Origin of the sequence: Nucisporomicrobium flavum (assembly GCF_016464385.1) — a bacterium.
Classification (GTDB): Bacteria; Actinomycetota; Actinomycetes; order Mycobacteriales; family Micromonosporaceae; genus Actinoplanes; species Actinoplanes flavus_A.
The window spans coordinates 154,153-177,480 of sequence record NZ_JADMLH010000005.1 but is presented as its reverse complement, the minus strand read 5'-3'; the positions used below and the strand labels follow the sequence as shown (position 1 = coordinate 177,480).

The 23,328-nt window shown below is 74.2% G+C and carries 24 protein-coding genes; 15 read left to right on the top strand and 9 right to left on the bottom strand.

What is annotated here, in order from left to right:
- The first annotated feature begins 14 nt into the window (after positions 1-14).
- From IT780_RS14795 to IT780_RS14770, 6 genes are read left to right on the top strand one after another with little or no spacing between them, the layout of a single operon-like run.
- On the top strand, positions 15-809 hold the full coding sequence (locus IT780_RS14795; protein WP_199512111.1) for a class I SAM-dependent methyltransferase: 795 nt from the start codon (positions 15-17) through the stop codon (positions 807-809).
- 41 nt (positions 810-850) lie between these two features.
- Complete coding sequence (locus IT780_RS14790) at positions 851-1,786, top strand: metal ABC transporter substrate-binding protein (protein ID WP_199512110.1); 936 nt, start codon at positions 851-853, stop codon at positions 1,784-1,786.
- Positions 1,779-2,543: a metal ABC transporter ATP-binding protein gene (locus IT780_RS14785; protein WP_199512109.1), complete on the top strand. Its 765-nt coding sequence runs from the start codon at positions 1,779-1,781 to the stop codon at positions 2,541-2,543. The genes IT780_RS14790 and IT780_RS14785 overlap by 8 nt, the downstream gene beginning before the upstream one ends.
- Positions 2,540-3,421, top strand: coding sequence for a metal ABC transporter permease (locus IT780_RS14780; RefSeq protein ID WP_199512108.1), 882 nt, complete (start codon positions 2,540-2,542; stop codon positions 3,419-3,421). Before IT780_RS14785 ends, IT780_RS14780 begins: the two co-directional genes overlap by 4 nt.
- The gene (locus IT780_RS14775) at positions 3,405-4,229 is read left to right on the top strand and encodes a metal ABC transporter permease (protein ID WP_199512107.1); all 825 of its coding nucleotides are present in this window, start codon (positions 3,405-3,407) and stop codon (positions 4,227-4,229) included. Before IT780_RS14780 ends, IT780_RS14775 begins: the two co-directional genes overlap by 17 nt.
- Positions 4,226-4,522 (top strand): ArsR/SmtB family transcription factor, encoded by a 297-nt coding sequence (locus IT780_RS14770; RefSeq protein WP_307831192.1) that lies wholly within the window; start codon positions 4,226-4,228, stop codon positions 4,520-4,522. Before IT780_RS14775 ends, IT780_RS14770 begins: the two co-directional genes overlap by 4 nt.
- Here the strand turns inward: IT780_RS14770 and IT780_RS14765 are convergent.
- The 3 genes from IT780_RS14765 to IT780_RS14755 are packed head-to-tail and all read right to left on the bottom strand — an operon-like array spanning position 4,501 to position 6,315.
- Positions 4,501-5,163, bottom strand: a complete 663-nt coding sequence (locus IT780_RS14765; protein WP_199512360.1) for a cation efflux transmembrane domain-containing protein — start codon at positions 5,161-5,163, stop codon at positions 4,501-4,503. The two genes, IT780_RS14770 and IT780_RS14765, sit on opposite strands and share 22 nt — an antisense overlap.
- The gene (locus IT780_RS14760) at positions 5,163-5,492 is read right to left on the bottom strand and encodes an ArsR/SmtB family transcription factor (RefSeq protein WP_199512106.1); all 330 of its coding nucleotides are present in this window, start codon (positions 5,490-5,492) and stop codon (positions 5,163-5,165) included. The genes IT780_RS14765 and IT780_RS14760 overlap by 1 nt, the downstream gene beginning before the upstream one ends.
- Positions 5,493-5,520: 28 nt before the next feature.
- The gene (locus tag IT780_RS14755) at positions 5,521-6,315 is read right to left on the bottom strand and encodes a class I SAM-dependent methyltransferase (RefSeq protein WP_199512105.1); all 795 of its coding nucleotides are present in this window, start codon (positions 6,313-6,315) and stop codon (positions 5,521-5,523) included.
- A gap of 47 nt (positions 6,316-6,362) precedes the next feature.
- Here IT780_RS14755 and IT780_RS14750 point away from each other — a divergent pair, with 47 nt between their 5' ends.
- From IT780_RS14750 to IT780_RS14735, 4 genes are read left to right on the top strand one after another with little or no spacing between them, the layout of a single operon-like run.
- On the top strand, positions 6,363-6,974 hold the full coding sequence (locus tag IT780_RS14750) for a helix-turn-helix transcriptional regulator (protein ID WP_199512104.1): 612 nt from the start codon (positions 6,363-6,365) through the stop codon (positions 6,972-6,974).
- Positions 6,971-9,067: an amylo-alpha-1,6-glucosidase gene (locus IT780_RS14745; RefSeq protein WP_199512103.1), complete on the top strand. Its 2,097-nt coding sequence runs from the start codon at positions 6,971-6,973 to the stop codon at positions 9,065-9,067. The genes IT780_RS14750 and IT780_RS14745 overlap by 4 nt, the downstream gene beginning before the upstream one ends.
- A gap of 20 nt (positions 9,068-9,087) precedes the next feature.
- Entirely contained in the window at positions 9,088-9,576 is a 489-nt protein-coding gene (locus IT780_RS14740) for an ATP-binding protein (RefSeq protein ID WP_199512102.1), read from the top strand.
- 8 nt (positions 9,577-9,584) lie between these two features.
- A complete protein-coding gene (locus tag IT780_RS14735; RefSeq protein WP_199512358.1) occupies positions 9,585-10,571 on the top strand; it encodes a Ppx/GppA family phosphatase in 987 nt (328 codons plus the stop codon).
- Here IT780_RS14735 and IT780_RS14730 read toward each other — a convergent pair.
- The 5 genes from IT780_RS14730 to IT780_RS14710 form a co-directional block, all read right to left on the bottom strand.
- On the bottom strand, positions 10,544-11,161 hold the full coding sequence (locus IT780_RS14730) for a hypothetical protein (protein ID WP_199512101.1): 618 nt from the start codon (positions 11,159-11,161) through the stop codon (positions 10,544-10,546). The genes IT780_RS14735 and IT780_RS14730 overlap by 28 nt on opposite strands.
- Before the next feature lie 59 nt (positions 11,162-11,220).
- The gene (locus IT780_RS14725; RefSeq protein ID WP_199512100.1) at positions 11,221-11,424 is read right to left on the bottom strand and encodes a hypothetical protein; all 204 of its coding nucleotides are present in this window, start codon (positions 11,422-11,424) and stop codon (positions 11,221-11,223) included.
- Positions 11,421-11,591: a hypothetical protein gene (locus IT780_RS14720; protein ID WP_199512099.1), complete on the bottom strand. Its 171-nt coding sequence runs from the start codon at positions 11,589-11,591 to the stop codon at positions 11,421-11,423. The genes IT780_RS14725 and IT780_RS14720 overlap by 4 nt, the downstream gene beginning before the upstream one ends.
- 134 nt (positions 11,592-11,725) lie before the next feature.
- Entirely contained in the window at positions 11,726-13,477 is a 1,752-nt protein-coding gene (locus tag IT780_RS14715; protein ID WP_199512098.1) for an ATP-binding protein, read from the bottom strand.
- A 259-nt stretch (positions 13,478-13,736) separates the two neighbouring features.
- Positions 13,737-16,319, bottom strand: a complete 2,583-nt coding sequence (locus tag IT780_RS14710; protein ID WP_199512097.1) for a cation-translocating P-type ATPase — start codon at positions 16,317-16,319, stop codon at positions 13,737-13,739.
- Between the two features lie 123 nt (positions 16,320-16,442).
- On the opposite strand from IT780_RS14710, the gene IT780_RS14705 reads away from it, so the two are divergent.
- The 5 genes from IT780_RS14705 to IT780_RS14685 all read left to right on the top strand — a co-directional run bounded on the left by IT780_RS14705 (position 16,443) and on the right by IT780_RS14685 (position 22,262).
- Entirely contained in the window at positions 16,443-17,996 is a 1,554-nt protein-coding gene (locus IT780_RS14705; RefSeq protein WP_199512096.1) for a sensor histidine kinase, read from the top strand.
- Positions 17,997-18,092: 96 nt separating this feature from the next.
- Entirely contained in the window at positions 18,093-19,037 is a 945-nt protein-coding gene (locus IT780_RS14700; protein ID WP_199512095.1) for a hypothetical protein, read from the top strand.
- A 2-nt stretch (positions 19,038-19,039) separates the two neighbouring features.
- A complete protein-coding gene (locus IT780_RS14695) occupies positions 19,040-20,347 on the top strand; it encodes an efflux RND transporter periplasmic adaptor subunit (protein WP_199512094.1) in 1,308 nt (435 codons plus the stop codon).
- On the top strand, positions 20,344-21,054 hold the full coding sequence (locus IT780_RS14690) for an ABC transporter ATP-binding protein (RefSeq protein WP_199512093.1): 711 nt from the start codon (positions 20,344-20,346) through the stop codon (positions 21,052-21,054). Before IT780_RS14695 ends, IT780_RS14690 begins: the two co-directional genes overlap by 4 nt.
- A complete protein-coding gene (locus IT780_RS14685) occupies positions 21,051-22,262 on the top strand; it encodes an ABC transporter permease (RefSeq protein ID WP_199512092.1) in 1,212 nt (403 codons plus the stop codon). The genes IT780_RS14690 and IT780_RS14685 overlap by 4 nt, the downstream gene beginning before the upstream one ends.
- An 88-nt stretch (positions 22,263-22,350) precedes the next feature.
- On the opposite strand, the gene IT780_RS14680 is transcribed toward IT780_RS14685, so the two are convergent.
- Positions 22,351-23,184 carry a hypothetical protein gene (locus IT780_RS14680; protein ID WP_199512091.1) on the bottom strand — a complete coding sequence of 278 codons (834 nt, stop codon included), beginning with the start codon at positions 23,182-23,184 and terminating at the stop codon, positions 22,351-22,353.
- Positions 23,185-23,328: the final 144 nt, after the last annotated feature.

Below are 23,328 nucleotides of genomic sequence, written 5' to 3'. Positions count from 1 at the left end.
GTTATCGTGTGCTGATGTTCTCCACCGCCGCTCTCGACCAGTCCCTGACCGCGGCCCGCCGGGCCGCCTGGGACGCCGTGATGGGCTCGTTCGTGCCGGGGATGACCGCGCTGGAGGAGGTCGTCCACGCCGCGGCCGAGGCGCTCGGCGGCGGCCCGCCGCGGCGCGTCCTCGACCTCGGCGGCGGACCCGGCGTGCTCGCCGAGCGGATGGCCCGGCGCTGGCCGTCGGCCGCCGTGTCGCTGCTGGACCTCGACCCCGTCCTGCTGGCCCTCGCCCGGTCCGCGCTGCCGGGCCGGGTGTCCGTGCTGGACGGTGACCTCGCCTCGGCGGGCTGGACGGCGCTCGCCGGGGGCGGCCACGACCTCATCACGGTCGTCATGACCCTGCACTACCTGCCCGCCGAGCGGGCCCGGGCCGTGTACGCGCACGCCCGCCGCTGCCTGGCCCCGGGCGGTGTGCTGATCGTCGCCGACCTGATGCCGGACGACGGCCTGCCGTCGCTGATGCGCGCGCTGGATCCCGGCGCCGGGGAGGCCGCCGCCGAGCTCGCCTGGGCGCAGTGGTGGAACGGGATCGCGGAGGCGGACGACCTGCGTTCTCTCGTCCGGTCCCGCGCCGTGGTGCTGCGGGACCGGGCGCCGGCCGAGTTCACCGCGAGCGCCGCCTGGCACGCCGCCGCCGCGGGCGCGGCCGGGTTCGCGGAGGCGGGCGTCATCTGGCGCTGCGGCCGGCACGCCGCGCTGGCCGCCGTCGCGGGGCCCGGACCGGCACACATCGTCACGTCGGCATTAGACGATGGTTATTGAAAACGATTACCGTTCCGGCACTGACGGAACGGAGTACTGACGTGAACCCACAACGCACGCTCGTCGCCGTGGCGGCCGCCGCGGCCCTCGCCCTTCTCGGCGGTTGCGGCTCCGGTGACGAGGCCGCCGGCGCCGCGAGCGCGTCGCCCGGCGCCCGGCTGGCCGTGGTCGCCACGACCCCGGAGGTCGCCGACTTCGTCCGCACCATCGGTGGCGCCGATGTCGCGGTCACCCAGATCATCAAGCCGAACGTGGACCCGCACGACTACGAGCCGACCCCGGCCGACCTGCAGGCCATCGGCGCCGCGAAGCTGGTCGTGAAGAACGGCGTGGGGCTGGAGGAATGGCTGGACCGCACCATCGAGGCGGCCGGCTTCGGTGGCACGGTCGTCGACTCGAGCCGGGGCGTGACGCTGCGCGACGGCGAGGGCGGCGAGCACGACCCGCACATCTGGCACGACCCCCGCAACGCGAAGATCATGGTGACGAACATCGAGAAGAGGCTTGCCGCCGCCGACCCCGCGCGCGCCGCCGACTTCGCCAAGAACCTCGCCGGCTACTCGGGCCAGCTCGACAAGCTCGACGCCGACGCCGAGGCCGCGTTCGCGAAGATCCCCGCAGCACAGCGCAAGCTGGTCACCAACCACGACGCGTTCGGCTACTACGTCGAGCGCTACCGGCTGCAGTTCGTCGGCTCGGTGATCCCCAGCCTGGACACCTCCGCCGAGCTGTCCGCGCAGCAGCTCGCCGACCTGGTCGCGAAGATCAAGTCGACCGGCACCAGGGCGATCTTCACCGAGAGCTCGCTGCCGCCCAGGACCGCCGAGGCCATCGCGCGGCAGGCCGGCGTCAAGGTCGTCGCCGGCGACGACGCCCTGTACGGCGACAGCCTCGGCGCGCCCGGCACCCCGGAGGGCACGTACCTGGGCGCCGAGCGGCACAACACCGAGGTCATCGTCGCGGCCCTCGGTGGCTGAGTCGCCCGGCGCGGTCCTGCGGTACGCCGGTGTCCAGGCCGGCTACCGGGGCGTACCCGTGCTCACCGATGTCGACCTGGACCTGCGCGCCGGGCAGCGGCTCGCGCTCGTCGGGCCCAACGGCGCCGGCAAGTCCACGCTGATCAAGTCGGTGCTGGGGCTCGTACCGGTGCTCGGCGGGACGGCGACGGTGCTCGGCCGCACGCCCGAGCAGGCGCGCGGCGAGACCGGGTACGTGCCGCAGACCGGCGCGCTGGACACCGATTTCCCGGTGACCGCCGCGCAGGTCGTCATGATGGGCCGCTACCGCCGCATCGGCTGGTGGCGGCCCGCCCGGGCGGCCGACCGGCAGGCCGTACGCGAGGCCCTGGACCGGGTGGGGCTGGCCGGCCGGGGGCGCGTCCCGTTCGGGGTGCTCTCCGGCGGGCAGCGCCAACGGGTCCTGCTCGCCCGGGCGATCGCCGCCGAGCCGCGGCTGCTGCTGCTCGACGAACCCTTCAACGGCGTGGACGCGGTCAGCCAGGAGGCGATCCTGGCGGTGCTGCGGGAGCTGAGCGCCGCCGGGACCGCGCTGGTGCTCAGCACCCACGACCTGGCCGTCGCCCGGGACCTCGCCGACCTCGTGTGCCTGCTCAACGGCCGGCAGTGGGCGGTCGGGCCGCCGGCGGAGACGCTGGTCGCCGGGCCGCTGCGCCGGGCGTACGGCGGCCACGCGGTCGACCTGGCCGACGGCCGTACGGTGCTGGTGGAGCCGTGACCGAGCCGTTCGCCGTCCCGTTCATGACGCGGGCGCTGGCCGAGCTGGCCCTGCTGGCGCTGATCTGCGGGCCGGTCAGCGTCTTCGTGTTCGTGCGCCGGCTGTCGTTCGTGTCCGACGCGCTGACCCACACGGTCTTCCCCGGGGTCGTCATCGGCTTCGTGGCCGGCGGTGCCGAGGGGCTGGTCACCGGCGCCCTCGTCGCGACCGTGGCGACCGCCGTGGCGCTGACCCTGCTCACCCGCGCGGGCGCGCTCACCGATGACGCCTCGACGGCCGTGGTGCTCACCGCGATGTTCTCGGCCGGCGTTGTGCTGGTGTCGCGCCGGTCCTCGTACACCTCGGATCTGACGTCCTTCCTCTTCGGACGCCTGCTGACGGTGACCCCGCGGCAGCTCGCCGAGACCGCCGTCCTGGTCGTCGTCATCCTCGCGATGCTGCTCGCCGCCGCCCGGCCGCTGCTGTTCCGGGCGTTCGACCCAGCCGGCGCGGCGGCGGCCGGCTTCCGGATCGGGCTGCTGGACCTGTGGCTCAACCTCATCGTCGCCCTGGTGGTGGTCGCGGCCGTACGCGCGGTGGGCACGATCCTCGTCGTGGCCCTGCTCATCGTGCCGGCCGCGGCGGCGCGCATGGTGACCGTACGGCCGGCCCTCATGGCCCTCGCCGGCACCGGGCTGATCGCGGCCGCGGGCTACGCCGGACTGCTCGTGAGCTGGACCGCGTCCGTCGGGCACGGTGTCGTGCTGACCTCCGCCTCCGCCGTCGTGCTGCTGCTCGTGCTGGCGTACCTGGCGTTGCTGCCGGTCGGCCTGCTCCGCCGCCGGCGGCACCGGCCGGCCCGGACTGGAAGGACGTCCCCGCATGAACTGGTGGGATGACGCGCTGCACCGCGCCGTCGCCGAGGTCGTCCTCGCCGGGGCGCTCGCCGCGCTGGTCGGCGTGCACGTGGTGCTGCGCCGGCTGTCGTTCTTCACGATGGCGCTGACCCACGCCACCTTCCCCGGCGTCGTGGCGGCCAGCATCGCCGGTGTCTCCATCTACGCCGGCGGGGTGGCCGCCGGGGCGGTGATCGCCGTGGGCGTGGCCGCCCTCAGCCGCCGCCGGGGCCAGGACGCGGCCGCCGCCACCGGGGTGATGCTGTCGGGCGGGTTCGCGCTCGGCGCGGCGCTGGTCGCCACGCAGAACGGGTTCAGCCGGGACCTGTCGTCGTTCCTCGTCGGCTCGATCCTCACGGTCGGCCCCGGCGACCTCGTCACCACCGCCGCGGTGCTGGCCGTGGTCGCCGCGGTGCTGACGGCGTGCGCCCGGCCGCTGCTGTTCACCGGCTTCGACCCGGCCGGGGCGCGGGCCGCCGGCTTCGCGACGGGCGCCTGGGACCTGGTGCTGCTGCTGACGATCCAGGTGGCGGTGGTGACGATCGTGCCGGCCGTCGGCACGATCCTCGCGCTGGCGTTGATCGTCGCCCCGGCCGCCGCGGCCCGGTTCTGGAGCTCCCGCCTGCCCGTCATGACGGCCCTCGCCACCGCCTTCGGCGTCACGGCCGGCCTGATCGGTCTGTACGCCTCCAGCCGCTGGAACGTCGCGGCGGGCGCCGCCATCGCCCTGGCCGCGACGGCGATCCTGCTGCTGTCCGCACTGCTCGCCCGGATGCCCGTCCTCCTGCGCCCGCGGGCGGCCGAGTCGTGAGAGCCGACGAGGAGCCGGTGCTGGAACGTGCCGTCGCGGTGCTGCGCGGGATGGCGTACGAGCACCGGCTGCGGATCCTCGTGGCGCTGACCGCCGGCGAGCGCACCCCGGGCGCACTGACCGAGGTGGTCCCGGCCGACCCCACCGCCGTGGCGCACCACCTGCGGTTCCTGCTCGACGCGGGGCTGATCCGCCGCCGGCGGCGCGGCCGCAACGTGTTCTACTCGCTGCGCGACGAGCCGACCCGGCGGCTGCTCGGGGAGGTGCTCCGCTACGCCGGGCTCCCGGCGTGACAGCCCGTCGCGCAGCACGCGTCGCCCCGCCAGGCCTCGCGTCCCTCTTTGACCGCGACGGCGGCGACGACGAGCGCGGCCACCGGATCCGCCCACCACCAGCCCAGCACGCTGTTGAGCCCGAGGCCGAGCAGCACCACGGCCGACAGGTACGTACACAGCAGCGTCTGCCGCGAGTCGGCGACCGCGCTGCGGGATCCGAGCTCGCGGCCGGTGCGGCGCTGGGCGTACGACAGGGCCGGCATGACGGCGAGCGACACGGCGGTCAGCACCAGGCCCGCGGGGGAGGCGCCGGGCTCGGCGCGACCGGCGAGCGACAGTCCCGAGTGCACGGTGACGTACGCGGCCAGCGCGAAGAACGACAGCGCGATGAGCCGTAGCGCGGTGCGCTCCCGGGCCTCGGGGTCGCGGCCCGCGAACTGCCACGCCACCGCGGCCGCGGACGACACCTCGACGAGCGAGTCGAGGCCGAACCCGACCAGCGCGGCGGAGGAGGCGAGGGCTCCGGCGGCCAGTGCCACCCCCGCCTCGACGAGGTTGTAGCCGATGGTGGTGGCGACCAGCAGCCGTACCCGCCGGGTGAGGACGGCACGCCGGGCCGGCGCGGGCCCGGCGACGGGAGAGATCAGCGGCAGGCTCATCAGCAGCAGCCCTTCGCCGGCGCCTGCGGGCACGCCGCCGGGTCCACCGCCAGCACGATCCCCAGCAGGTCGCCGAGCGCGTGGCCGATGCGGCCGTCGGCCAGCTCGTACCGGGTGCGGCGCCCCTCGGGGACCGCCGCCACCAGGCCGCAGCCGCGCAGGCAGGCCAGGTGGTTGGACAGGTTCTGCCGGGTGGTGCCGAGCAGGGCGGCCAGCTCGGCCGGGTAGCCGGGCGCCTCGCGCAGCGCGAGCAGGAGCCGGGCCCGGGTCGGGTCGGACAGGGCGTGCCCGAAGCGGGCAAGGACTTGCCCGGGCGTCAGCGTCTCCACCCGGCCGACAGTACAGCAGATGCTGTACTCAGGCCACGGGGCGGCGGCCCAGCCAGACCGTCCTGGTCGTGCGAACGGTGAGGTCGTCGCGGTCCGCCACCCCGGCCGCGAGGGCTTCCAGGGCCGCGAGGTCGGCCGGGTCGAGCCGGCCCTCGAGGCGGGGCGCCATGCGGCCCAGCGAGACCTGCGCGTACCGGCCGGCCGCCGGGGGCAGCGGGGGCCGCAGGTCGATGTCGGCGCGCCGCTCCTCCTCGACGGCGAAGCCGGCCTTGGCCAGCCGGTCGCCCCAGTCCTCGTGCATGTGCAGGCCCGCCTCGTCGCGCAGTGCCGCGAGCGCGGCGTGGGCCCGTTCCTCCAGGCCGGCGTCGGCCGTACCGGTGAGGAACAGCGGGAACGAGTCGAGCTCGGTCGCCAGCATCACGCCGCCCGGGCGCAGCGTCGCCAGCGCCTGGGCGAGGGTGTTGCCGGGGTCGGCCATGTGGTGCAGCGACGCCGACGCCCACACGAGGTCCGCGGGGCCGAGGTCGGGCCATGGCTGGTCCAGGTCGGCCTGAACCGTGCGGACCCGGTCGCCGAGGCCCAGTTCGTCGGCGCGGTGCCGCAGGTGCTCCAGCATCTCGTCGTCGACGTCGACCGCGGTCACCTCGGCGTCGGGGAGGTGCCGGGCCAGCGCGAGGCTGCCGGTGCCCGTGCCGGCTCCGAGGTCGATGATGCGGGGACGGGCGGGGACCAGCGATCCGGCCCAGGTGATGACGTCGCGGTGGTATTCCTGCAGGACCTCGGCGTCCAGGTCCAGCATCTCCGCCAGATGAGAATGTGCCATGCGCCGACCGTACCCAAAGCTTGCGCGTACGGCATAGCATCTTGCGTATGAAGCAAGACGGTGATCTGGACTCGCTCGTCCGGCAGCGCATCCGCGGGCTGCGGGTGGCCCGCGGCTGGTCGCTGGACGAGCTCGCGGCGCGCAGCTACCTGAGCCCCTCCACCCTCAGCCGGATCGAGACCGGTCACCGGCGGATCGCCCTCGACCAGCTCGCCCCGCTCGCCCGCGCGCTCGGCACCACGCTCGACCAGCTGGTCGAATCCGGCGACGACGGCGACGTGGTGATCCGCCCGCACCGCGACGACGCGCGCGGCATGACCACCTGGCTGTTGTCGCGCGAGGGTGCCCCGCACGGCGTCACGGTGGCCAAGCTGCGGATCACCCGGCCGGTCCCCACCGACCTGCGGGTGCACCCGGGCCGCGACTGGTTCACCGTGCTGTCCGGCACGGTCGTGCTGCGCCTCGGCGAGCGCACCATCCGGGTCCGGGCCGGCGAGGCCGCGGAGTTCTCCACGATGGTCCCGCACGCGTTCGGCGCCGAGGACGGCCCGGCGGAGGTCCTCTGCATCCTCGACCACGACGGCGAACGCAGCCATCTGGGACCCGCCCGCGACGGAGTGGCCCGGGACGGCTCGCCGGGCGCACGATACGAGGCATGACAGCGGCGAGCGGCCCCCTCAACGCGGGCGAGCCGGCGACGGCCGATGCGGCGGTGACCCTGTTCTCGGGCCCGGTCTTCTGCCTGTCGGACCGCTGGGGCGACATCGCACCGGGCAGCGCGCACGGCCTGTTCGTCCGCGACGCCCGGCTGCTCTCGGGCTGGCAGCTGCGGCTCGGCGACGGCCGTCCCGAGGCCCTGGCCGCCCAGGCCCCGGAGGCGTACGCGGGCCGGTTCGTGCTCCGCGGCCCGGGCGGCAGCGGGCTGCTGCTCGTCCGCGAACGCCTGGTCGACGACGGGCTCCGGGAGGTCCTCACCGTCCGCAACCTGGGCCGGACGGCCGTCGAGTGCGAGCTGACGCTGACCGTCGCCGCCGACTTCGCCGACCTGTTCGCCGTGAAGGACGGCCGGGGCGGGTCCGGCGCCGCCGACACCGCGGCCGGCGACGGGGAGCTGCGGCTCACCTCACGGTCCGACGCCGGGCGGGGCGTACGCGTGACGGCCTCCGGCGACCCGCTCCTCGAGCCGGGCCGGCTGACCTGGCACGTCGCTGTGCCCGCACGCGGGTCGTGGCACACCGAGATCGTCGTCGAGGCGATGGTCGGCGGCCGGTGGATCACCCCGGGCTTCGAGCGCGGCAAGCCGGCCAGCGACAGCGGGGCCGGACGGCGGTTGCGCGCCTGGCGGACGGCGGTCGCCCGGATCGACGCCGCGGACCCGGGGCTCGCCGCGGCGCTGCGGCGTACCGAAGACGACCTGGGCGCGTTGCAGGCGCCGGACCCGCGCACCGGGCGGCCGTTCGTGGCCGCCGGCGCACCCTGGTACATGACCCTTTTCGGCCGCGACAGCCTGCTCACCGCCTGGATGACGCTGCCGCTCGACCTGTCGCTCGCCGTGGGCACCCTGCAGGCGCTCGCCGCGACGCAGGGCCGCACCATCGACCCGGCGACCGAGGAACAGCCCGGCCGGATCCTGCACGAGCTGCGCCTCGGCCCGGACAACGACCGCACGCTCGGCGGCAGCCGCTACTACGGCACCGCCGACGCGACGCCCCTGTTCGTCATGCTGCTCGCGGAGGCCTGGCGGTGGGGCGCACCCGAGGCGGTGGTCCGTGAGCTGCTGCCGGCCGCCGACGCGGCCCTGCAATGGATCGACGGGTACGGCGACCGCGACGGCGACGGCTTCGTCGAGTACGAACGCTCCGCCGGTCACGGCCTGATCAACCAGGGCTGGAAGGACAGCGCGGACGCGGTCAGCTTCGCCGACGGCTGCCCGGCGCGCACGCCGATCGCCCTGTGCGAGGTCCAGGCGTACGTGCATGCGGCGTTGCTGGGCCGTGCCGAGCTCGCGGACGCGTTCGCTGACCCCGGCCGCGCCGCCGCCTGCCGGGACCGGGCGGCCCGCCTGCGCGAGTCCTTCGCCGACGCGTTCTGGCTGCCCGGGCGCGGCTGGTACGCCCTCGCCCTGGACGGCGTCAAGCGGCCGGTGGACGCGCTCACCAGCAACGCGGCCCACGCCCTGTGGACCGGCATCGCGACCGACGCCCACGCCGAGACGCTCGTCGCGCGGCTGTCCAGCCCCGACATGGACACCGGGTACGGGCTGCGCACGATGTCCCGGGCCATGGGCGCGTACGACCCCATGAGCTACCACAACGGCTCGGTGTGGCCGCACGACACCGCGATCGCCGTGGCGGGACTGATGCGCTACGCGCACGTACCCGGGGCTGCCGAGCTCGCCCACCGCCTGGCCGCCGGCGTCCTCGACGCGGCGGCCGCGTTCGGCGCCCGCCTCCCCGAGCTGTACTGCGGTTTCGGCCGCGACGAGTTCTCGCCGCCGGTGCCGTACCCGACATCCTGCTCACCGCAGGCCTGGGCGGCGGCCGCACCGCTGCTCCTGGTCCGGGCGGCGCTCGGCCTGGAACCGGACGTGCCGCGCCGCACGGTGGGACTGACCCCGCGGCTGCCGGCGTCGTGGGGTGAGGTGACGGTGTCCGGTCTGCGGCTCGGCCCGGCGACGCTGCGAATCACGGCCGAAGCAGACGCGGGGGAGCTCACCGGTCTGCCGCCCGGATGGCGGCGGGCCGGGGCCTGACCCGGCCGTACGCTGGCCGGGTGGCGAAGGTTCTGATCACCGGCATGTCCGGGACCGGCAAGTCGAGCGCCCTGCACGCGCTGGCCGGGCGCGGGCACCGCACGGTCGACACGGACACCGGCGAGTGGAGCCGGTGGACGACCCTGCCCGACGGCACCCGCGACTGGATCTGGCGCGAGGACGCGATGACCGCGCTGCTGAGCGCTCCCGCACCGGGCCACCTGTTCGTGGCCGGCTGCAGAAGCAACCAGGGCGCGTTCTACCCCGGGTTCGACGCGGTCGTGCTGCTGAGCGCGCCGGCCGACGTCCTGCTGGCCCGGGTCGCGGCGCGCACCGGGAACCCGTACGGCAAGACCGAGCGGGAACGCGCCGCCATCCTGGAACACCTCGAGTCGGTCGAGCCGCTGCTGCGGGCCACGGCCACGGCGGAGCTCGACGCGACCGCGCCGCTGGAGACCGTGACCCGGCAGCTGGAGGAGCTCGCGGAAGCCGCGGTGGTGGGCAGGTGACGGAACGTATGCGCCTCGCCGTTCTCGACGTCGGCTCCAACACGGTGAACCTGCTGGTCAGCGAGGCCGGGGGTGGGCTGCCGCTGCCGGTGCACACGTGGAAGCTGCGGACCCGGCTCGCCGAGCGGCTCGGCCCGGACGGCACCATCGCGGCGGGCGGGCGGCGGCGGCTGGTGCGGGCCGTCGCCGCGGCGGCCGGGGAGATGGGGCGTGCGGGTGTCGACGGGCTTTTCGCGTACGCCACAGCCAGCGTGCGGGATGCGCCCAACCGCGATCATGTCCTGGCCGAGGTCGAGAAGGGCAGCGGGATCCGGCTCGGCACGCTGTCCGGGCTGGAGGAGGCGCAGCTGACGTTCCTCGCGGCGCGGCGGTGGCTGGGGTGGAGCGCCGGGCCGATGCTGCTGCTGGACATCGGCGGCGGCACGCTGGAGGTGGCTTTCGGCCGGGACCGGCTGCCCGAGTCGGCGCTGTCGCTGCCGCTGGGTGCCGGGCGGCTGACCCGCGAGTTCCTGCGCGACGGCGACCCGCCGAGCGAGCAGGCGCTGCGCGAGCTGCGCCGGCACGTCCGCGAGCAGGTACGCCGCATCGCCGCCCGCGGATCCTGGGAGTCGCCGCGCACCGCGGTCGCGGCGTCGAAGACGTTCCAGCAGCTGGCCCGCCTCACCGGGGCCGCCCCGCTGCGGCACGGCCCGTTCGTCACCCGGCGGTTGCGGCGCCGGGCGCTGCGGCCGGTGATCGAGCGGCTGGCCGGGCTGTCCTCCGCCGAACGGCAGCGGCTGCCCGGGGTGTCGGCGCACCGGGCCCGGCAGATCCTCGCGGGGGCGGTCGTGGGCTACGAGGTGATGCGCGGGCTCAACGTGGAGGCGGTGCGGATCTGCCCGTGGGGGCTGCGCGAGGGGATCCTGCTGCGCCGGATGGAGGCGTACGAGCCGGAGCTGGGCAACGCCGCCTGGCTGCCGTGGCCCCCTCAGCGCCCGGCGAGGTCGAGAACGTAGGACTCATCCTCGCGGCGGAAGCCGAGCCGGTCGTAGTACGGCGCCAGCATGCCGGGCGGCGTCACGACCGTACGGCAGGCGCGGTCGGTGAACAGGTGGCTGCGCCGGTACACGAATTCGCCCGGGGTGAAGTCCCTGTACCGCTGGGTCACGTAGTCCAGTTCGACCCGCGCGACGCCCGCCTCCGGCCGGAACAGCACCACCCCGACGATCTCGTCGCCGTTGACGATCAGGTACGCGGCCCGCCCCTCGCCGGCCTCCGGACGGAAGCCGGGGTTGAACCGCACGATGTCGTCGTGGTGCAGCTCCAGTACGTGCCGCAGCATGTCCCCGCCGGGATTCACCTCCACCACCCGGTACGCCCGCTCGTCGTGCCGGCTGGTCACCATCCGGGCCAGGTACCAGACGTTGATGATCGTCAGCACCACGTTGAGGCCCACCATGGGCCACACGCCCAGCGCCGCGTTGAAGCCGATGAGCACCAGGCAGCCGACCAGGTTGAGGGCGCGCAGCCGCAGAAGCCGGCTCTGCAGCAGCGACCACACCAGCAGCGCCGAACCCGTCCAGCCGATCACGTCCAGCCACGTCATCCGGCCAGCCTAGGCGGGCCGGCCGGCCGGTACGCCCGGAACCCGGTGCGGATGTGCCGTCAGTCGCAGGAGACGCTGATCCCCTCGGCGACCAGCGCGTCCTCGCCGCCGTCGCCGCCGTCCCCGCTCTCGTGCTCATCCCCGTCGCAGCCGGGTGCCGCGATGGTCTCCACCTTTGCCGGATCCGGGTTGGCCAGCAGCCACTGTCCATAGCCGGACAGTGAGGCCAGCATCGCCGGCCATGCCGTGCCCGTGTTGCTCACCGAGGGTGCGGGGTGCGCGGCTTCGGGGTCACGGCGACGATCACCGGCAGCGGAGGCGCCGGCGAGGCGCCGAGGGTCGCGGCGGTCGGCAGCGCCGTGGCGCCGCCCATGGCGGCGCAGCCGGACAGGCCACACGAGAGAAGCGCCGCCGTCGCACCGATCTTCACCTCAGATCTCTCCTCGGCCATTCGACAGCCTTGTCGGTCATCGAGGCGCGCGAGGTGAGGGTCGTATGTCCGGCAACCGTGCCGCGACCGTTCCGTACCCGGAAGACCAGGCCGGCGTCTTCGGATCAAGGTATTCATGGGGTGTCGGGTGTGCCAGTCCTCCGGTATTTGGTGTGTTTGCTCGCGGTCGACTTCTCGGTGGCTTCGATTTGTCCTTCGCTGCGCAGGATGGTCAACCAACGGCGGACTGTCTGATCGGAGAGCCCGGTTCGGTGGGCAAGTTCGGCGCGGGAGGCCGTCGTGGTGCCGAGCGCTTGGAGAATCTCCGGACGCCGGTCGGCAGGTGCGTGGCGTTGTGCGCGGGTGTGGGTGTCGCCCGGGTTGAGTAGCGGGGCGAGGCTGTAGCGAGCCCATCTGCGGGTACCCACCTGCTGGATGAGCTCACGGGCGACGAGGTTCTGCAGCTCCGCGGTGGCCTTCCGAGAGTCGAGGCCGGTCAGTTTCCGGTACGTGGCGTTGTCGAGGGCGGCGCCGGCGTGCAGCACGCCGAGGGCCATGCACTGGCTGTTGGTGAGCCCTTCCTGGCCGAGGCTCCCAATCCATTGGACGACGTCGTCGTTGAGGAGAGCGTGGTTGGGAAAGGTCACCACGAACGAGGAAATGCGGTCGTCGAAAGCGGGCGCGCTCATGCCGGCTCGGCGCAGGGAGTTCAACATGGCTCGGATGCCGGAACCTCTGTTCTCGCAGACAGTCCGGTCCTCGCCGGGAATCGGTACGTCTTCGAGGATGCGCAGCAGAGTCGCGTTGCGGGAGGAAGTGGCGCCTTCCTCACCGAGGTTCTCCAGAGTGACCGGGCCGTAGAGCCCGCCTGGGTTTCGGATCACCAGGCGGTTGGGGAACATCTCCACCTGGACCTGGGCGCCACGGGAGGCGGCGGAGAGATCGCGGTGGACCAGCGCGTTGACCACCGCTTCACGCAGCGCGGTTTCGGGGTACTCCCAGATGTCCTGTCGACCCGCGCCGGTGGTGATCGAGCGGCGTGACATGTTGCGGCGCAGCGCGGCGAGAGCGTCGCGGACCATGACGGGAATCGGTCCTTCGACAGCGACGTTGTCGAGGAACCGCACGCCGGTCTGTTCGTCGGGACCGTTGTCGGTGGGGTAGTGGACGACGGTGAGCATGAGCTGAGGGAAATGCTCCTGCGGATAGCTTCCCAGGGCCAAGAGGCCGCCGATCGAGACCTCGTCGGTGGAGGTGCCCGGATTGGCAATGAGGATCTTTGTGCGGCGCAGAATCTCTTCCGTGCCCAGGTCTCGATAGGCATAGGGCCGGCTGTTGCGCAAGCGAAGCACCATCGCGGAGACCAGGTGCTGGTCGAGGGCGTCGAGGCCGACTCCGGCAACCGGCTCGAGGTCGTCTTTCGGCTGTCCTCGGGCGGACAGCATCATCTGCACTTCGTAGCTGGACAGTTGCCGGTCGCCGTCGTGCACGCGGGTGTAGGCGCCTTTGGCGAGGCCGGAGCCGCGGTAGAAGCACGGCTTCTGTTCGCGGGGGAGTTCGGGGATCTCCGCCACGACGAGCTGGACGCCCTCGAAAGCGAGGATCTGGATGTGCGGCCGCAACGGCGGATCCATGTCGTTGCTGCAGAGCGAGGCCAGGTCCGAGGCTAGCTTGGCCGGGTTCCCCAGCTCCGCCGGCGCGAATCCGGCAGTCTCGTCTAGGCCGAGGAGGAGAACTCCGCCGCGTGTATTGGAGAAAGCCGAGAGGGTCTCCCGCAGGCTCTTCGGCAGCCCGCCTGCTGCCGCCTTCTTGACCTCGATGTCGGTGACGTCGCTCCCCAGAACACGGAGATTCTCGACGATCTCCGCAAGCTCATCCGTGTTCATCGTGGCTCACATCCCGCCAATGATCCTGCCAATCCAACTGGTTGGCAGGTAGGTTAGCAGGATGCCGGTGTTCAGCACGGCCGAGCGCATGGGGGGCAGCGGCCTTTACTGTTCGCCATGGTGAACCGGATGGGAGTAGGCGGCCTCGAGCCAGTCCGCCGCCTCGGCGTCGACCTGGCCCGGTTCCTACAGCTCGACGTGGTGCATCCACACCCCGGAGCGGGCTGCACCACCTGCTTGATCCGGGGCGAGTCCGGTGTCACGGTCCGGAGGGCCGTGGTTTTCCGGTGTGCACGACCCGGTCGAGGCGGATTGCGGCGTACCCCAGGCTGGACAGGGCGCAGATGACCAGCAGGTCCGTGAGCGCCACCGGTTCGGTGCTCAGCAGGCCGGCGAGGAACGGTACGTACAGCGCGGCGAACTGCAGGCCGAGCGCCGCCGCGACCGCGACCAGCAGCATCGGGTTGGCGCGGGAGCCGGGGCGGGCCCGGGAGCCCAGCGCGACGGCCAGCTGGGTGGCGCCGAGCGCGAAGAAGGCCATGCTCTGCCACGGCCGGTCGGTGGCGTGCGCCCAGACCGCGATGCCGAGCGTGACGGCGGCGATAACCGCGCCGACGCGGAGGATGCGCTGCCACAGGCCCGCGCCGAGCACCGACTCGGCGGGCGGGCGCGGCGGGCGGCCCATGACGTCGGGCGGGGCCGGTTCGCTGCCCAGGGCCACGCCGGGCAGGCCGTGGGTGAGCAGGTTGACCCACAGGATCTGGGCGGGCAGCAGCACCAGCGGCAGGCCGAGGAAGGGGCCGGCCAGCATGACGGCGATCTCGGCGGCGCCCCCGGACAGCCCGTAGAGCAGGAAGCGGCGGATGTTGGCGTACACGCGCCGGCCCTCCTCGGCGGCGGCCACGACGGTGGCCAGCTCGTCGTCGGCCAGGACCAGGTCGGCGGCCTGCCGGGCGACCTCGGTGCCGCGCAGCCCCATGGCGACGCCGATGTCGGCGCGGCGCAGCGCGGGCCCGTCATTGACGCCGTCGCCGGTCATCGCCACGATGTCGCCGGCCTCCCGGCGGGCGGTGACGATGTCGACCTTCTGTTCGGGAGTCGCGCGGGCGAACACGCGCGCGTGCCGCATCCGTTCGGTGTCCGCGGGCTCACGGCAGTCGACGACGTCGCCGTCGGACGCGATGATGCCGACCTCGGCCGCCACGGCCCGGGCGGTCGCGGGATGGTCGCCCGTGATCAGCACCGGGGTGATGCCGGCGCTCCGGCAGGCGGCGATGGTCGCGGCGGCCGAGGGCCGGGCGGGGTCACGGATGCCGATGAGGCCGAGCAGCCGAAGGCCGCGTTCCCAGTCGCCCGGTGCCGGGGCGCTGTCGTGGTCGGCCCGGGTGACGGCCAGCACCCGGTAGCCGTCGGCGGCCAGCGTGTCCGCCGCCGTGGTGGCAGCCAGGACCGCGTCGTCCGGATCAGCGAGGTACCCGGAGTGCAGCAGCACCTCCGGCGCGCCCTTGCAGATGATCCGGGTGCCGCCGCCGGGCAGCCGGTGGACGGTGGTCATGCGTTTCCGGACGCTGTCGAACGGCAGTTCGCCGATGCGCGGCAGGCTGAGCTCGAGGGCGGCCGGGTCGAGCCCGAGCCGGCCGGCGGCAGCCAGCAGCGCCGCCTCGGTGGGGTCGCCGATCGCGGTCCAGTCGGCGCCGGGCTCGTCGGGGGCGCGCAGCGTGGCGTCGGTGCAGAGGGCGGCGGCGGTGAGCAGCTCGTCCAGGTCGGCGGCGGCTCCGGCCGTGACCTGCTGACCGTCGCGGTGCACGGTGCCGTGCGGGGCGTACCCGTGGCCGTCGATCTCGGCCTCGCCGGCCGGCGTCCACAGCCGGCGGGCAACCATGCGCCCCTCGGTGAGGGTGCCGGTCTTGTCGGTGGCGATGACGGTGACCGAGCCGAGCGTCTCGACCGCGGGCAGGCGGCGGATCAGCGCGTGCCGGGCGGCCATCCGGCGGGCGCCCAGCGCCAGGGCCAGCGTGACCACGGCCGGCAGCGACTCCGGTACGGCGGCCACCACCAGGCTGATCGCGGTGACCACCATGAGCTCGAGCGACTCGCCGCGGGCCAGTCCGAGCGCCAGCACCACGGTGCACAGCACGACGGCGGCGACGGCGAGCGCCCGGCCCACGCCGACCAGGCGGCGCTGCAGCGGGGTCAGGCCGGAGCCGGTGGCCATCAGCCCGGCGATGCGGCCCATCGCGCTGGCGGTGCCGGTGGCGGTGACCACGGCCCGGGCGCGTCCGCGGACGACCACCGTGCCGGAGGAGACCTGATCGGCGGTGTCCCGGCCGTCGCCTGCGGCGGCCTTGTCGACCGGTACGGACTCGCCGGTGAGCGCGGACTCGTCGACCAGCAGCGCCGCGGCCTCGACGACCGTGGCGTCGGCGGGCACGATGTCGCCCTCGGCCAGCACGAGCAGGTCACCGGCGACGACGTCGGCGGCGGGGACGAGCCGCTGCTCCCCGTCGCGCAGCACCCGGGCCTCGGGCGCGGTCATCGTGGCCAGGGCGGTGATGGCCTGGTCGGCCTTGACCTCCTGCACCACCCCGACGCCGGTGTTGACGACGATGACCAGGGCGATGACGGCCGCGTCGGTCCAGTCGCCGGTGGCCACGGTCAGCGCGATCGCGACGAGCAGCACGATGATGAGCGGGTCGCGCAGCTGGGCGAGCACCCGGCGCCACACCGGCACCCGCGGGTGGGCGGGCAGCGAGTTGGGGCCATCCTGCGCGAGACGGCCCGCGGCCTCGGCGGAGGACAACCCGAGGACACCGGCCGGCGTGGTCTGCAGATCTCCGGGCACGGCCGCCTCCTCGCGTCAGCTTCCTGCGTCGAGTCTGTCCCCGTTCGCCCGTGCCGTCCCAGGGGCTTAGGTCCCGCGCGCGGGGGCTCTCCGCCCGCGCGATGCTTCGCGTACCGTGCTGGCGTGATCGACACTGACCCGGTTCAGGGCGGGCCCGGCCGGCGGCGCGGGCGGGCGTCGTGGACCACGCAGCGCTGGTTCGCGACGGTCCTGCTCGCCATGGTCGTCCTGATCGTCGCCGGAACGGTGATCGGCGCCGCCGCGCTGTCCCGGACGGCCGCCGTGTCGAACCGGCTCAGCGACCGGATCGCCCCGGCCGGCAAGGCCACGGTGCAGCTCGGCGCCGCGCTGGCCGACCAGGCCGCCGACGTGCGCGGCTTCCTGCTCAGCGGGGATCAGGCCTTTCTGGATTCGTACGCCGACAGCCAGGCACAGGAGCGGCAGGTGCTCACCCGGCTGCGGGAGCTGCTCGGCGCCGAACCGGACGCCGTGGCGCAGGTCGCCGTGGTCGAGGAGCAGGCCCGGGAGTGGCGTACCACCGTCGCCGGCCCGCTCGTCGAGACCCGGCGTGCCGGGGCGGCCGCGGATCCGGCCGGTCCGGTGGCGCGCAACCTCGCGGCTTTCGAGTCCGTGAGCACCGGGGTCGCCGCCCTGGAGGGACGGCTGTCCGGCCTGCAGGGCGCCGCCCGGCAGGACCTCGCCGCGACCCGACGGGTCCGCGACGGCGTCTTCATCGGGCTGGTCCTGGCGCTGCTGCTGCTCATCGGGGTCGTCGCCGTGCTGCTGCGGGTGGTGGTGCTGCGGCCGCTGACCCAGCTCGGCTCGGCCGTGCGGCAGGTGGCCGGCGGGGACTTCCACCACCGGCTGGCCCCGGGCGGCCCGGCGGACCTGGCCCGCCTCGCCGGGGACGTCGAGGCGATGCGCCGCCGGCTCGTCGACGGGCTGGACGCCAGCCAGCGGGCCCGGGAGGAGCTGGAACAGCGGCAGGTCGAGCTGCACCGGCTGAACACCGACCTGGAGCAGTTCGCGTACGTCGCCTCGCACGACCTGCAGGAGCCGCTGCGCAAGGTCGCATCGTTCTGCCAGATGCTGCAGCGCCGGTACGCCGGTTCCCTCGACGACCGGGCGCAGCAGTACATCACCTTCGCGGTCGACGGCGCCACGCGCATGCAGCAGCTCATCAACGACCTGCTCACCTTCTCGCGCATCGGCCGCCTGTACGACGCCAGCCGCCCCGTGGACCTCGACGAGGTGCTCGACGGCGTGGAGCACACCCTGGCCCTGAGCATCGAGGAGTCCGGGGCGCGGATCTCCCGCCCGCCGCTACCCACCGTGGTGGGCGACCCGACGCTGCTCACCATGCTGTGGCAGAACCTGCTCGGCAACGCGGTGAAGTTCCGGCATCCCGAGCGCGCCCCGCGGGTCGAGATCGCGACGGCGCAGGCGGACGGCTGGTGGACGTTCTCGGTCAGGGACAACGGCATCGGCATCGCGCCCGAGTTCGCCGACAAGATCTTCGTGATCTTCCAGCGGCTGCACCCCCGGGAGGCGTACGCCGGCACCGGCATCGGCCTGGCCATCTGCAAGAAGATCGTCGAGCACCACGGCGGCACCATCCGGCTCGACGCGGCGCACAGCCCCGGCGCGTGCCTGACCTTCACGCTCCCGGCGGCCTGATCTTTTCTTCGCCGGCGGTGCAACCTCCTCGCGGCCGGGACACCTCTATGGGTGGCCGTCCACCACGGGACGGCCCAGGCACCCCAGGAGATCCCGATGCGACGTGTGCTCGTACCCATGGCTGTGCTCAGCCTTGCTCTGATCACCGCCTGTAGTGGAAACGACGCCGGCTCGCAGGCGGCCGGTGCCACGCCGGGCGCCGTGGGCGCCACGGGCGCGGCGGCCGAGGGGGCCGCGAAGCTGCAGGAGGTGGAGAACCGGACCGCCGACTGCATGAAGAAGAAGGGCTTCCGGTACGTGGCGTACGTCGAGCCCGCCGCCAGCGATGCGCGCGGCCGGTTCGCCGGGCCGCAGTCCGTCGTGGAGTCACCGAACGACGTGCGGGCGTTCCGCGCGAAGTACGGATTCGGCGTCCTCGCCAAGCTCGTCTACCCGAACGATCCCGTGCTCACCCCGCCCACCGGTCACAACCCGAACACGCCCATCCGGGACGCTCTCGATCCGGCCCGCCAGAAGGCCTGGGACGAGGCGCTGAACGGCTCCGGCGAGTTCCCCAAGGTCGGATCCGACCGCAAGAAGAGCACCTGGAAGCCGGGCTGCGCCGCGCAGGCTTCGACCGAGGTGCTCGGCGACGCACAGCAGGACGAGGCCGCGTCCAAGGAGGGGCAGCGCGCGTACGAGGCCTTCCAGACCGACCCGCAGGTCGTCGCCGCCGCGCAGGAGTACGCCGACTGCCTGCGCGAACAGGGCTACAAGGTGACCACGACCCGGCCCGGTGAGATCGAGGCGGCGATGTCGGAGGCCGCCATCGACGGCCGGCTCCCGGCGCAGACCGGCCCCGACGGCGGGAAGGTGCCGGTGGGCGGAGCCGTCACCGCCGCGGTGGCGGGCGACAAGAAGCTGAGCCCCGACGAGGCCAAGGCGGGACTGCAGGTCGAGATCAAGGCCGCCCTGGCCGACCTGGACTGCCGTACGGACTACGCGATCCAGGTCCGCAACAAGTACGCGGCGGTGGTCGTCGCCGGCAACGGTCGGGGCTGACCGTGCGGCTGGGTCTGCCCCGTCCCGGCCCGGCGCGGGTGGTCGCGGTGACCACGGCGGTGGCGCTCGCCGCCGGGGCGGCCGGATGGCTGGTGGGCGCCCGGGTGCGCTCGCCCGCCGATGCCGCGGCCGCGCACCGGCCCCCACCGGCGTCGCTGATCACCGTGGCGGTGGAGCGGCGCACGCTCACCGCGACCGTCACGGCGCAGGGCACTGTCGCGTACGGGGCCCCGCAGCCGCTCACGCTGACCGGCTCGGTGGCCGCCGCCGAGGACGGCACGGTCGCCGCCCCGCTGGTCACCAAGGCGCCGGCGGCCGGCCGTACCCTGCGCGAGGGCGACGTGCTGCTGGAGGTGAGCGGCCGCCCGGTGTTCGTCTTCAAAGGCTCGGTCCCCATGTACCGGATCCTGAGGCGCGGCAGCAGCGGCGACGACGTCCAGCAGCTGCGCGCGGCCCTGCGGCGGCTGCTCCCGGGCCGCGGTGTCGCCCGGTCGGGGCCGCTCGACGGCCGTGCCCTCGACGCCGTGGCGCGCTGGTACGACAAACGCGGCTACGAGGCCGTCGGACCCAGCCGCGAGCAACGTGCGGAGGTACGCAGGTTGGAGGAGGCCGTACGCTCCGCCACCGGTCCCGCGCTCGCCGACGCCAAGGCGGAGCTGGCCGACGTCCGGAGGACGTACGGCATCAGCATCGCCGGCGGCGAGGTCCTGTTCCTGCCCAGGCTGCCCGTGCGCCTGACAACCGTGACGGTCAAGGCGGGCGGCGCGGCGTCCGGGGTGATCGGTACGGTCTCCGACCCGGCCCTCGTGGTGAACGGGGACGTCGCCACCGACGACGCGGACCTGGTCCGCACCGGTATGCCGGCGACGCTGGAGCATTCGTCCGGCGCCACCTTCCCGGCGACGCTCAGCGCGATGGGGGCCGGCGCCGTTCCCGCGGCCGGGGCGTCGGCGGACGGCACCCCGGCGGCCGGGGACGAGGGCGCCGAAGGGTCGCAGGAGGCAGCCGCCGCGGGCACGCCGATCCGGCTCAGGCCGCGCAACCCCGCCAAGCTGAAGGCGCTGGCCGGGCAGTCGGTCAAGATCACCATCAAGGTGGGCGGCACCGGCCACGCCGTCCTCGCCGTGCCGGTCGCCGCGGTCTACACCGCCTCGGACGGCCAGGCGCGGGTCAGCGTCCAGGACGGCGCCGGGAAGGTACGCGACGTCCCGGTCGAGGCCGGGCTGACCACCGGCGGGTACGTGCAGGTCACCCCGGGCGGCGCGGAGACGCTGACGGCGGGGGACCGGGTCGTGGTGGGCAACCGATGAGCGCCGTCATCGCCCTGCGCGGCGTGAGCCGTACCTTCGCGAGCGACCCGCCCGTCGCCGCTCTGTCCAATGTGGACCTGCGGGTGGCGGCCGGTGACTACGTCGGCATCGTCGGGCCGTCCGGATCCGGCAAGTCCACGCTGCTGAACCTCCTCGGGCTGCTGGACCGCCCGGACTGCGGCACGTACGCGCTGGAGGGCGTGGAGACGACCGGCCTGTCCGACCCGGCCCGGACCGCGCTGCGCGGATCCCGGATCGGCTTCGTCTTCCAGGCGTTCCATCTGCTGGCCCATCGGGACGTGCTGGACAACGTCATGCTCGGCGAGGTGTACACGGGCGCGCCCCGCGCCGGGCGGGCGGCCCGGGCGGCCGCCGCGCTCGACCGGGTCGGGATGGGGCACCGGCGCGACTTCCGGCCCGGGCGGCTGTCCGGCGGTGAACGCCAGCGCGTGGCCATCGCGCGGGCACTCATCGGCGAGCCGGCGCTGCTGCTGTGCGACGAGCCCACCGGCAACCTCGACAGCGTCACCACCGGCGCGGTGCTCGACCTCTTCGACGAGCTGCGGGACGGCGGCACCACGCTCGTCGTGATCACCCATGACGAGGCGGTCAGCGCCCGGGCCGCCCGCCGCGTCCGCATCACCGACGGCCGGCTGAGCGAGCTCGACGCGCCGACCGCGGAGCTGCCGGCGGTGAGCGCGCGATGACCATGGACCTGCGCGATCTCGCCGGGGAGGTGCTGGCGGGGATCGGCACCCGGCCGGCGCGGACGGCGCTGACGATCCTGGGCACGGTGCTCGGCATCGGCACGCTGGTCACCACGCTCGGCGTCTCCGCCACGGCGGGCGACCAGATCGCCGGGCGGTTCGACTCCGTCACGGCCACCGAGATCACCGTGGACGTCAATCCGCCGGCGAGACCGGACTCGCCGCCCACGGTGCGGTGGGCCGCCCTGGACGACCTGGCCAGGCTGAACGGGGTCGAGGCGGTGGCCGCGTACTCGCAGTCGCCCGCGGGTCAGGAGCCGGCTGTACGCGCCAACACGCTCCGCGATCCGGAACGGGTGCTGGACCGTACGCTGCCGCTGCTCGGGGCGAGCACGGCGCTGCCCGCGGCCGCCCGTACCGAGATCTCCCTGGGCCGCTTCTTCGACGACGGCCACATCCGCCGCCGGGACCGGGTCGCCGTCCTCGGCGAGCAGGCGGCCCGGCTGCTCGGCGTGACCCGCATCGACAACCAGCCCGCGGTCTTCGTCGCGGGCGTGCCGTTCACGGTCGTCGGCGTGCTGGGCCCGGTACGCCGCGCCGACCAGCAGGGCCTGACCGGCGCGGTGATCGTGCCGTGGACCGCCGCCGACGACACCCTGCACCTCGGCCCGGCGAGCTCCGTCATCGTCACCACCAGCCTCGGCGCGGCCCCGCTCGTCGCCGGCCAGGCCCCGATCGCGCTGAGCCCCGACGACCCCGCGGCCGTCCGGGTGCAGGCGCCGCCGGACCCGGCCGAGCTGCGCACCGGGGTCGCCGAGGACGTCAGCGGTCTGCTGCTCGTCCTCGGCGTGGTCTCCCTGGTCGTCGGTGCGCTCGGCATCGCCAACGTGACCCTGGTGACGGTCATGGAACGCACGGCGGAGATCGGCCTGCGCCGGGCCCTGGGCGCCCGCCGCCGCCACATCGCCATCCAGTTCCTGCTGGAATCCACCGTCGTGGGCCTGCTCGGCGGCATCATCGGCGCCAGCGCGGGCATCGTCGCCGTCGTGGTCATCAGCGTCGCCCGGCAGTGGACCCCGGTCCTGGACGCCGGTCTCGCCGCCGCCGCACCGGTGGCCGGCGCGGCGGTCGGTCTGCTGGCGGGGCTGTATCCCGCTTTGCGCGCGGCCGGCATGCAGCCGGTCGACGCGCTGCGCGGGCCGGGCTGAGGCAGCGGCTGGTCCGCGCCCGGCGACGGCGTGGGCGGGGGGCCCCCCCCCCCCCCCCCCCCCCCCACGCCCGTCGGTGCCGTTCCGGTCAGGAGAGCGGGTGCGGCTCTCCGTACAGCAGGTCGTCCATGACCACCACGTCGCGCGTCGAGGTGTCGGTGTTGGTCGCGCTCAGCGGCGCGTTCCCGGTGGTGATCCGGACCTCGTAGACATCGGCGCTGGTCTTGACGCCCAGGAACGACAGGCTCTTGGACGCGGTCGTGCCCTTCGGTACGGCGTGCCACCACAGCCGGGCGCCCCAGCGGTCGTACAGCTCGATCTTCGTGGTGTCCGCCTTGTCGACGTCGGTGAAGACGGCGCCGAAGCCCTTCACCGTGGCCGGTGTGGTCGTGCCGGGGCTGAAGAACCGGACGCTCATCTGGTTGGTGCCGATCGGCGTGAACAGCCGCTGCGGGCTGAACGTGGCGAAGATGCCCGGGTACTGGCTGTTGAGGTTGCCGAAGCGCACGGGCGTCCAGGTCGGGTTGTCGGAGTCGGCGCTCACCTGGAACCTGTTGCCCGCGCCGGAGGAGAACACCGCGCCGCGGGGCACGGTGGTGTTGAAGAAGTCGCGGGGCAGCGCGTTGGGTGCGGACTGGGCGTCCGGCGTACCGTCCCAGTTGATCTCGCGGCGGCCGGCCGGCTGGCTGCCCGGCGTGCTGCCGTTGTTGGGCTCGCCCAGCAGGGCGCGGTACGCGTCCACGGTGGGCTGCAGGCCCGCCGCGTCGCCGGCGGCGCCCTCGATCTTCGTGAACGTCGGGGCCGCGGCCGCGCCGGTGGTGGCGGCGGCCGGGGAGGCCGTGAGCGGCAGCAGCGCGGCGGGTACGGCGGCCGCCGCCACGGCGAACTGGAGCAGGCGCCGGCGGAGCGGGTTGGTTCGCATCGGTGGTTTCTCCCTCGTGAACGGCCCGGGCATCGGAGCTCCGGGACGCATCGATGCTGCGCCGCGGGCGTGGGGGGCGCTGCGGGGTGCCGTGGGGGGAATCGCGGGGGAGCGCAGGTCAGGGCGGCGCCGGGTAGCCGACAT

What these genes read in the sequence shown, in the direction of transcription:
- IT780_RS14730 (WP_199512101.1), bottom strand. Translation starts at nt 11,161, where the DNA reads ATGACGTGGCTGGACGTGATCGGCTGGACGGGTTCGGCGCTGCTGGTG.
- IT780_RS14690 (WP_199512093.1), top strand. Translation starts at nt 20,344, where the DNA reads ATGAGCGCCGTCATCGCCCTGCGCGGCGTGAGCCGTACCTTCGCGAGC.
- IT780_RS14795 (WP_199512111.1), top strand. Translation starts at nt 15, where the DNA reads ATGTTCTCCACCGCCGCTCTCGACCAGTCCCTGACCGCGGCCCGCCGG.
- IT780_RS14755 (WP_199512105.1), bottom strand. Translation starts at nt 6,315, where the DNA reads ATGGCACATTCTCATCTGGCGGAGATGCTGGACCTGGACGCCGAGGTC.
- IT780_RS14685 (WP_199512092.1), top strand. Translation starts at nt 21,051, where the DNA reads ATGACCATGGACCTGCGCGATCTCGCCGGGGAGGTGCTGGCGGGGATC.
- IT780_RS14715 (WP_199512098.1), bottom strand. Translation starts at nt 13,477, where the DNA reads ATGAACACGGATGAGCTTGCGGAGATCGTCGAGAATCTCCGTGTTCTG.
- IT780_RS14750 (WP_199512104.1), top strand. Translation starts at nt 6,363, where the DNA reads ATGAAGCAAGACGGTGATCTGGACTCGCTCGTCCGGCAGCGCATCCGC.
- IT780_RS14735 (WP_199512358.1), top strand. Translation starts at nt 9,585, where the DNA reads ATGCGCCTCGCCGTTCTCGACGTCGGCTCCAACACGGTGAACCTGCTG.
- IT780_RS14765 (WP_199512360.1), bottom strand. Translation starts at nt 5,163, where the DNA reads ATGAGCCTGCCGCTGATCTCTCCCGTCGCCGGGCCCGCGCCGGCCCGG.
- IT780_RS14680 (WP_199512091.1), bottom strand. Translation starts at nt 23,184, where the DNA reads ATGCGAACCAACCCGCTCCGCCGGCGCCTGCTCCAGTTCGCCGTGGCG.
- IT780_RS14775 (WP_199512107.1), top strand. Translation starts at nt 3,405, where the DNA reads ATGAACTGGTGGGATGACGCGCTGCACCGCGCCGTCGCCGAGGTCGTC.
- IT780_RS14745 (WP_199512103.1), top strand. Translation starts at nt 6,971, where the DNA reads ATGACAGCGGCGAGCGGCCCCCTCAACGCGGGCGAGCCGGCGACGGCC.
- IT780_RS14700 (WP_199512095.1), top strand. Translation starts at nt 18,093, where the DNA reads ATGCGACGTGTGCTCGTACCCATGGCTGTGCTCAGCCTTGCTCTGATC.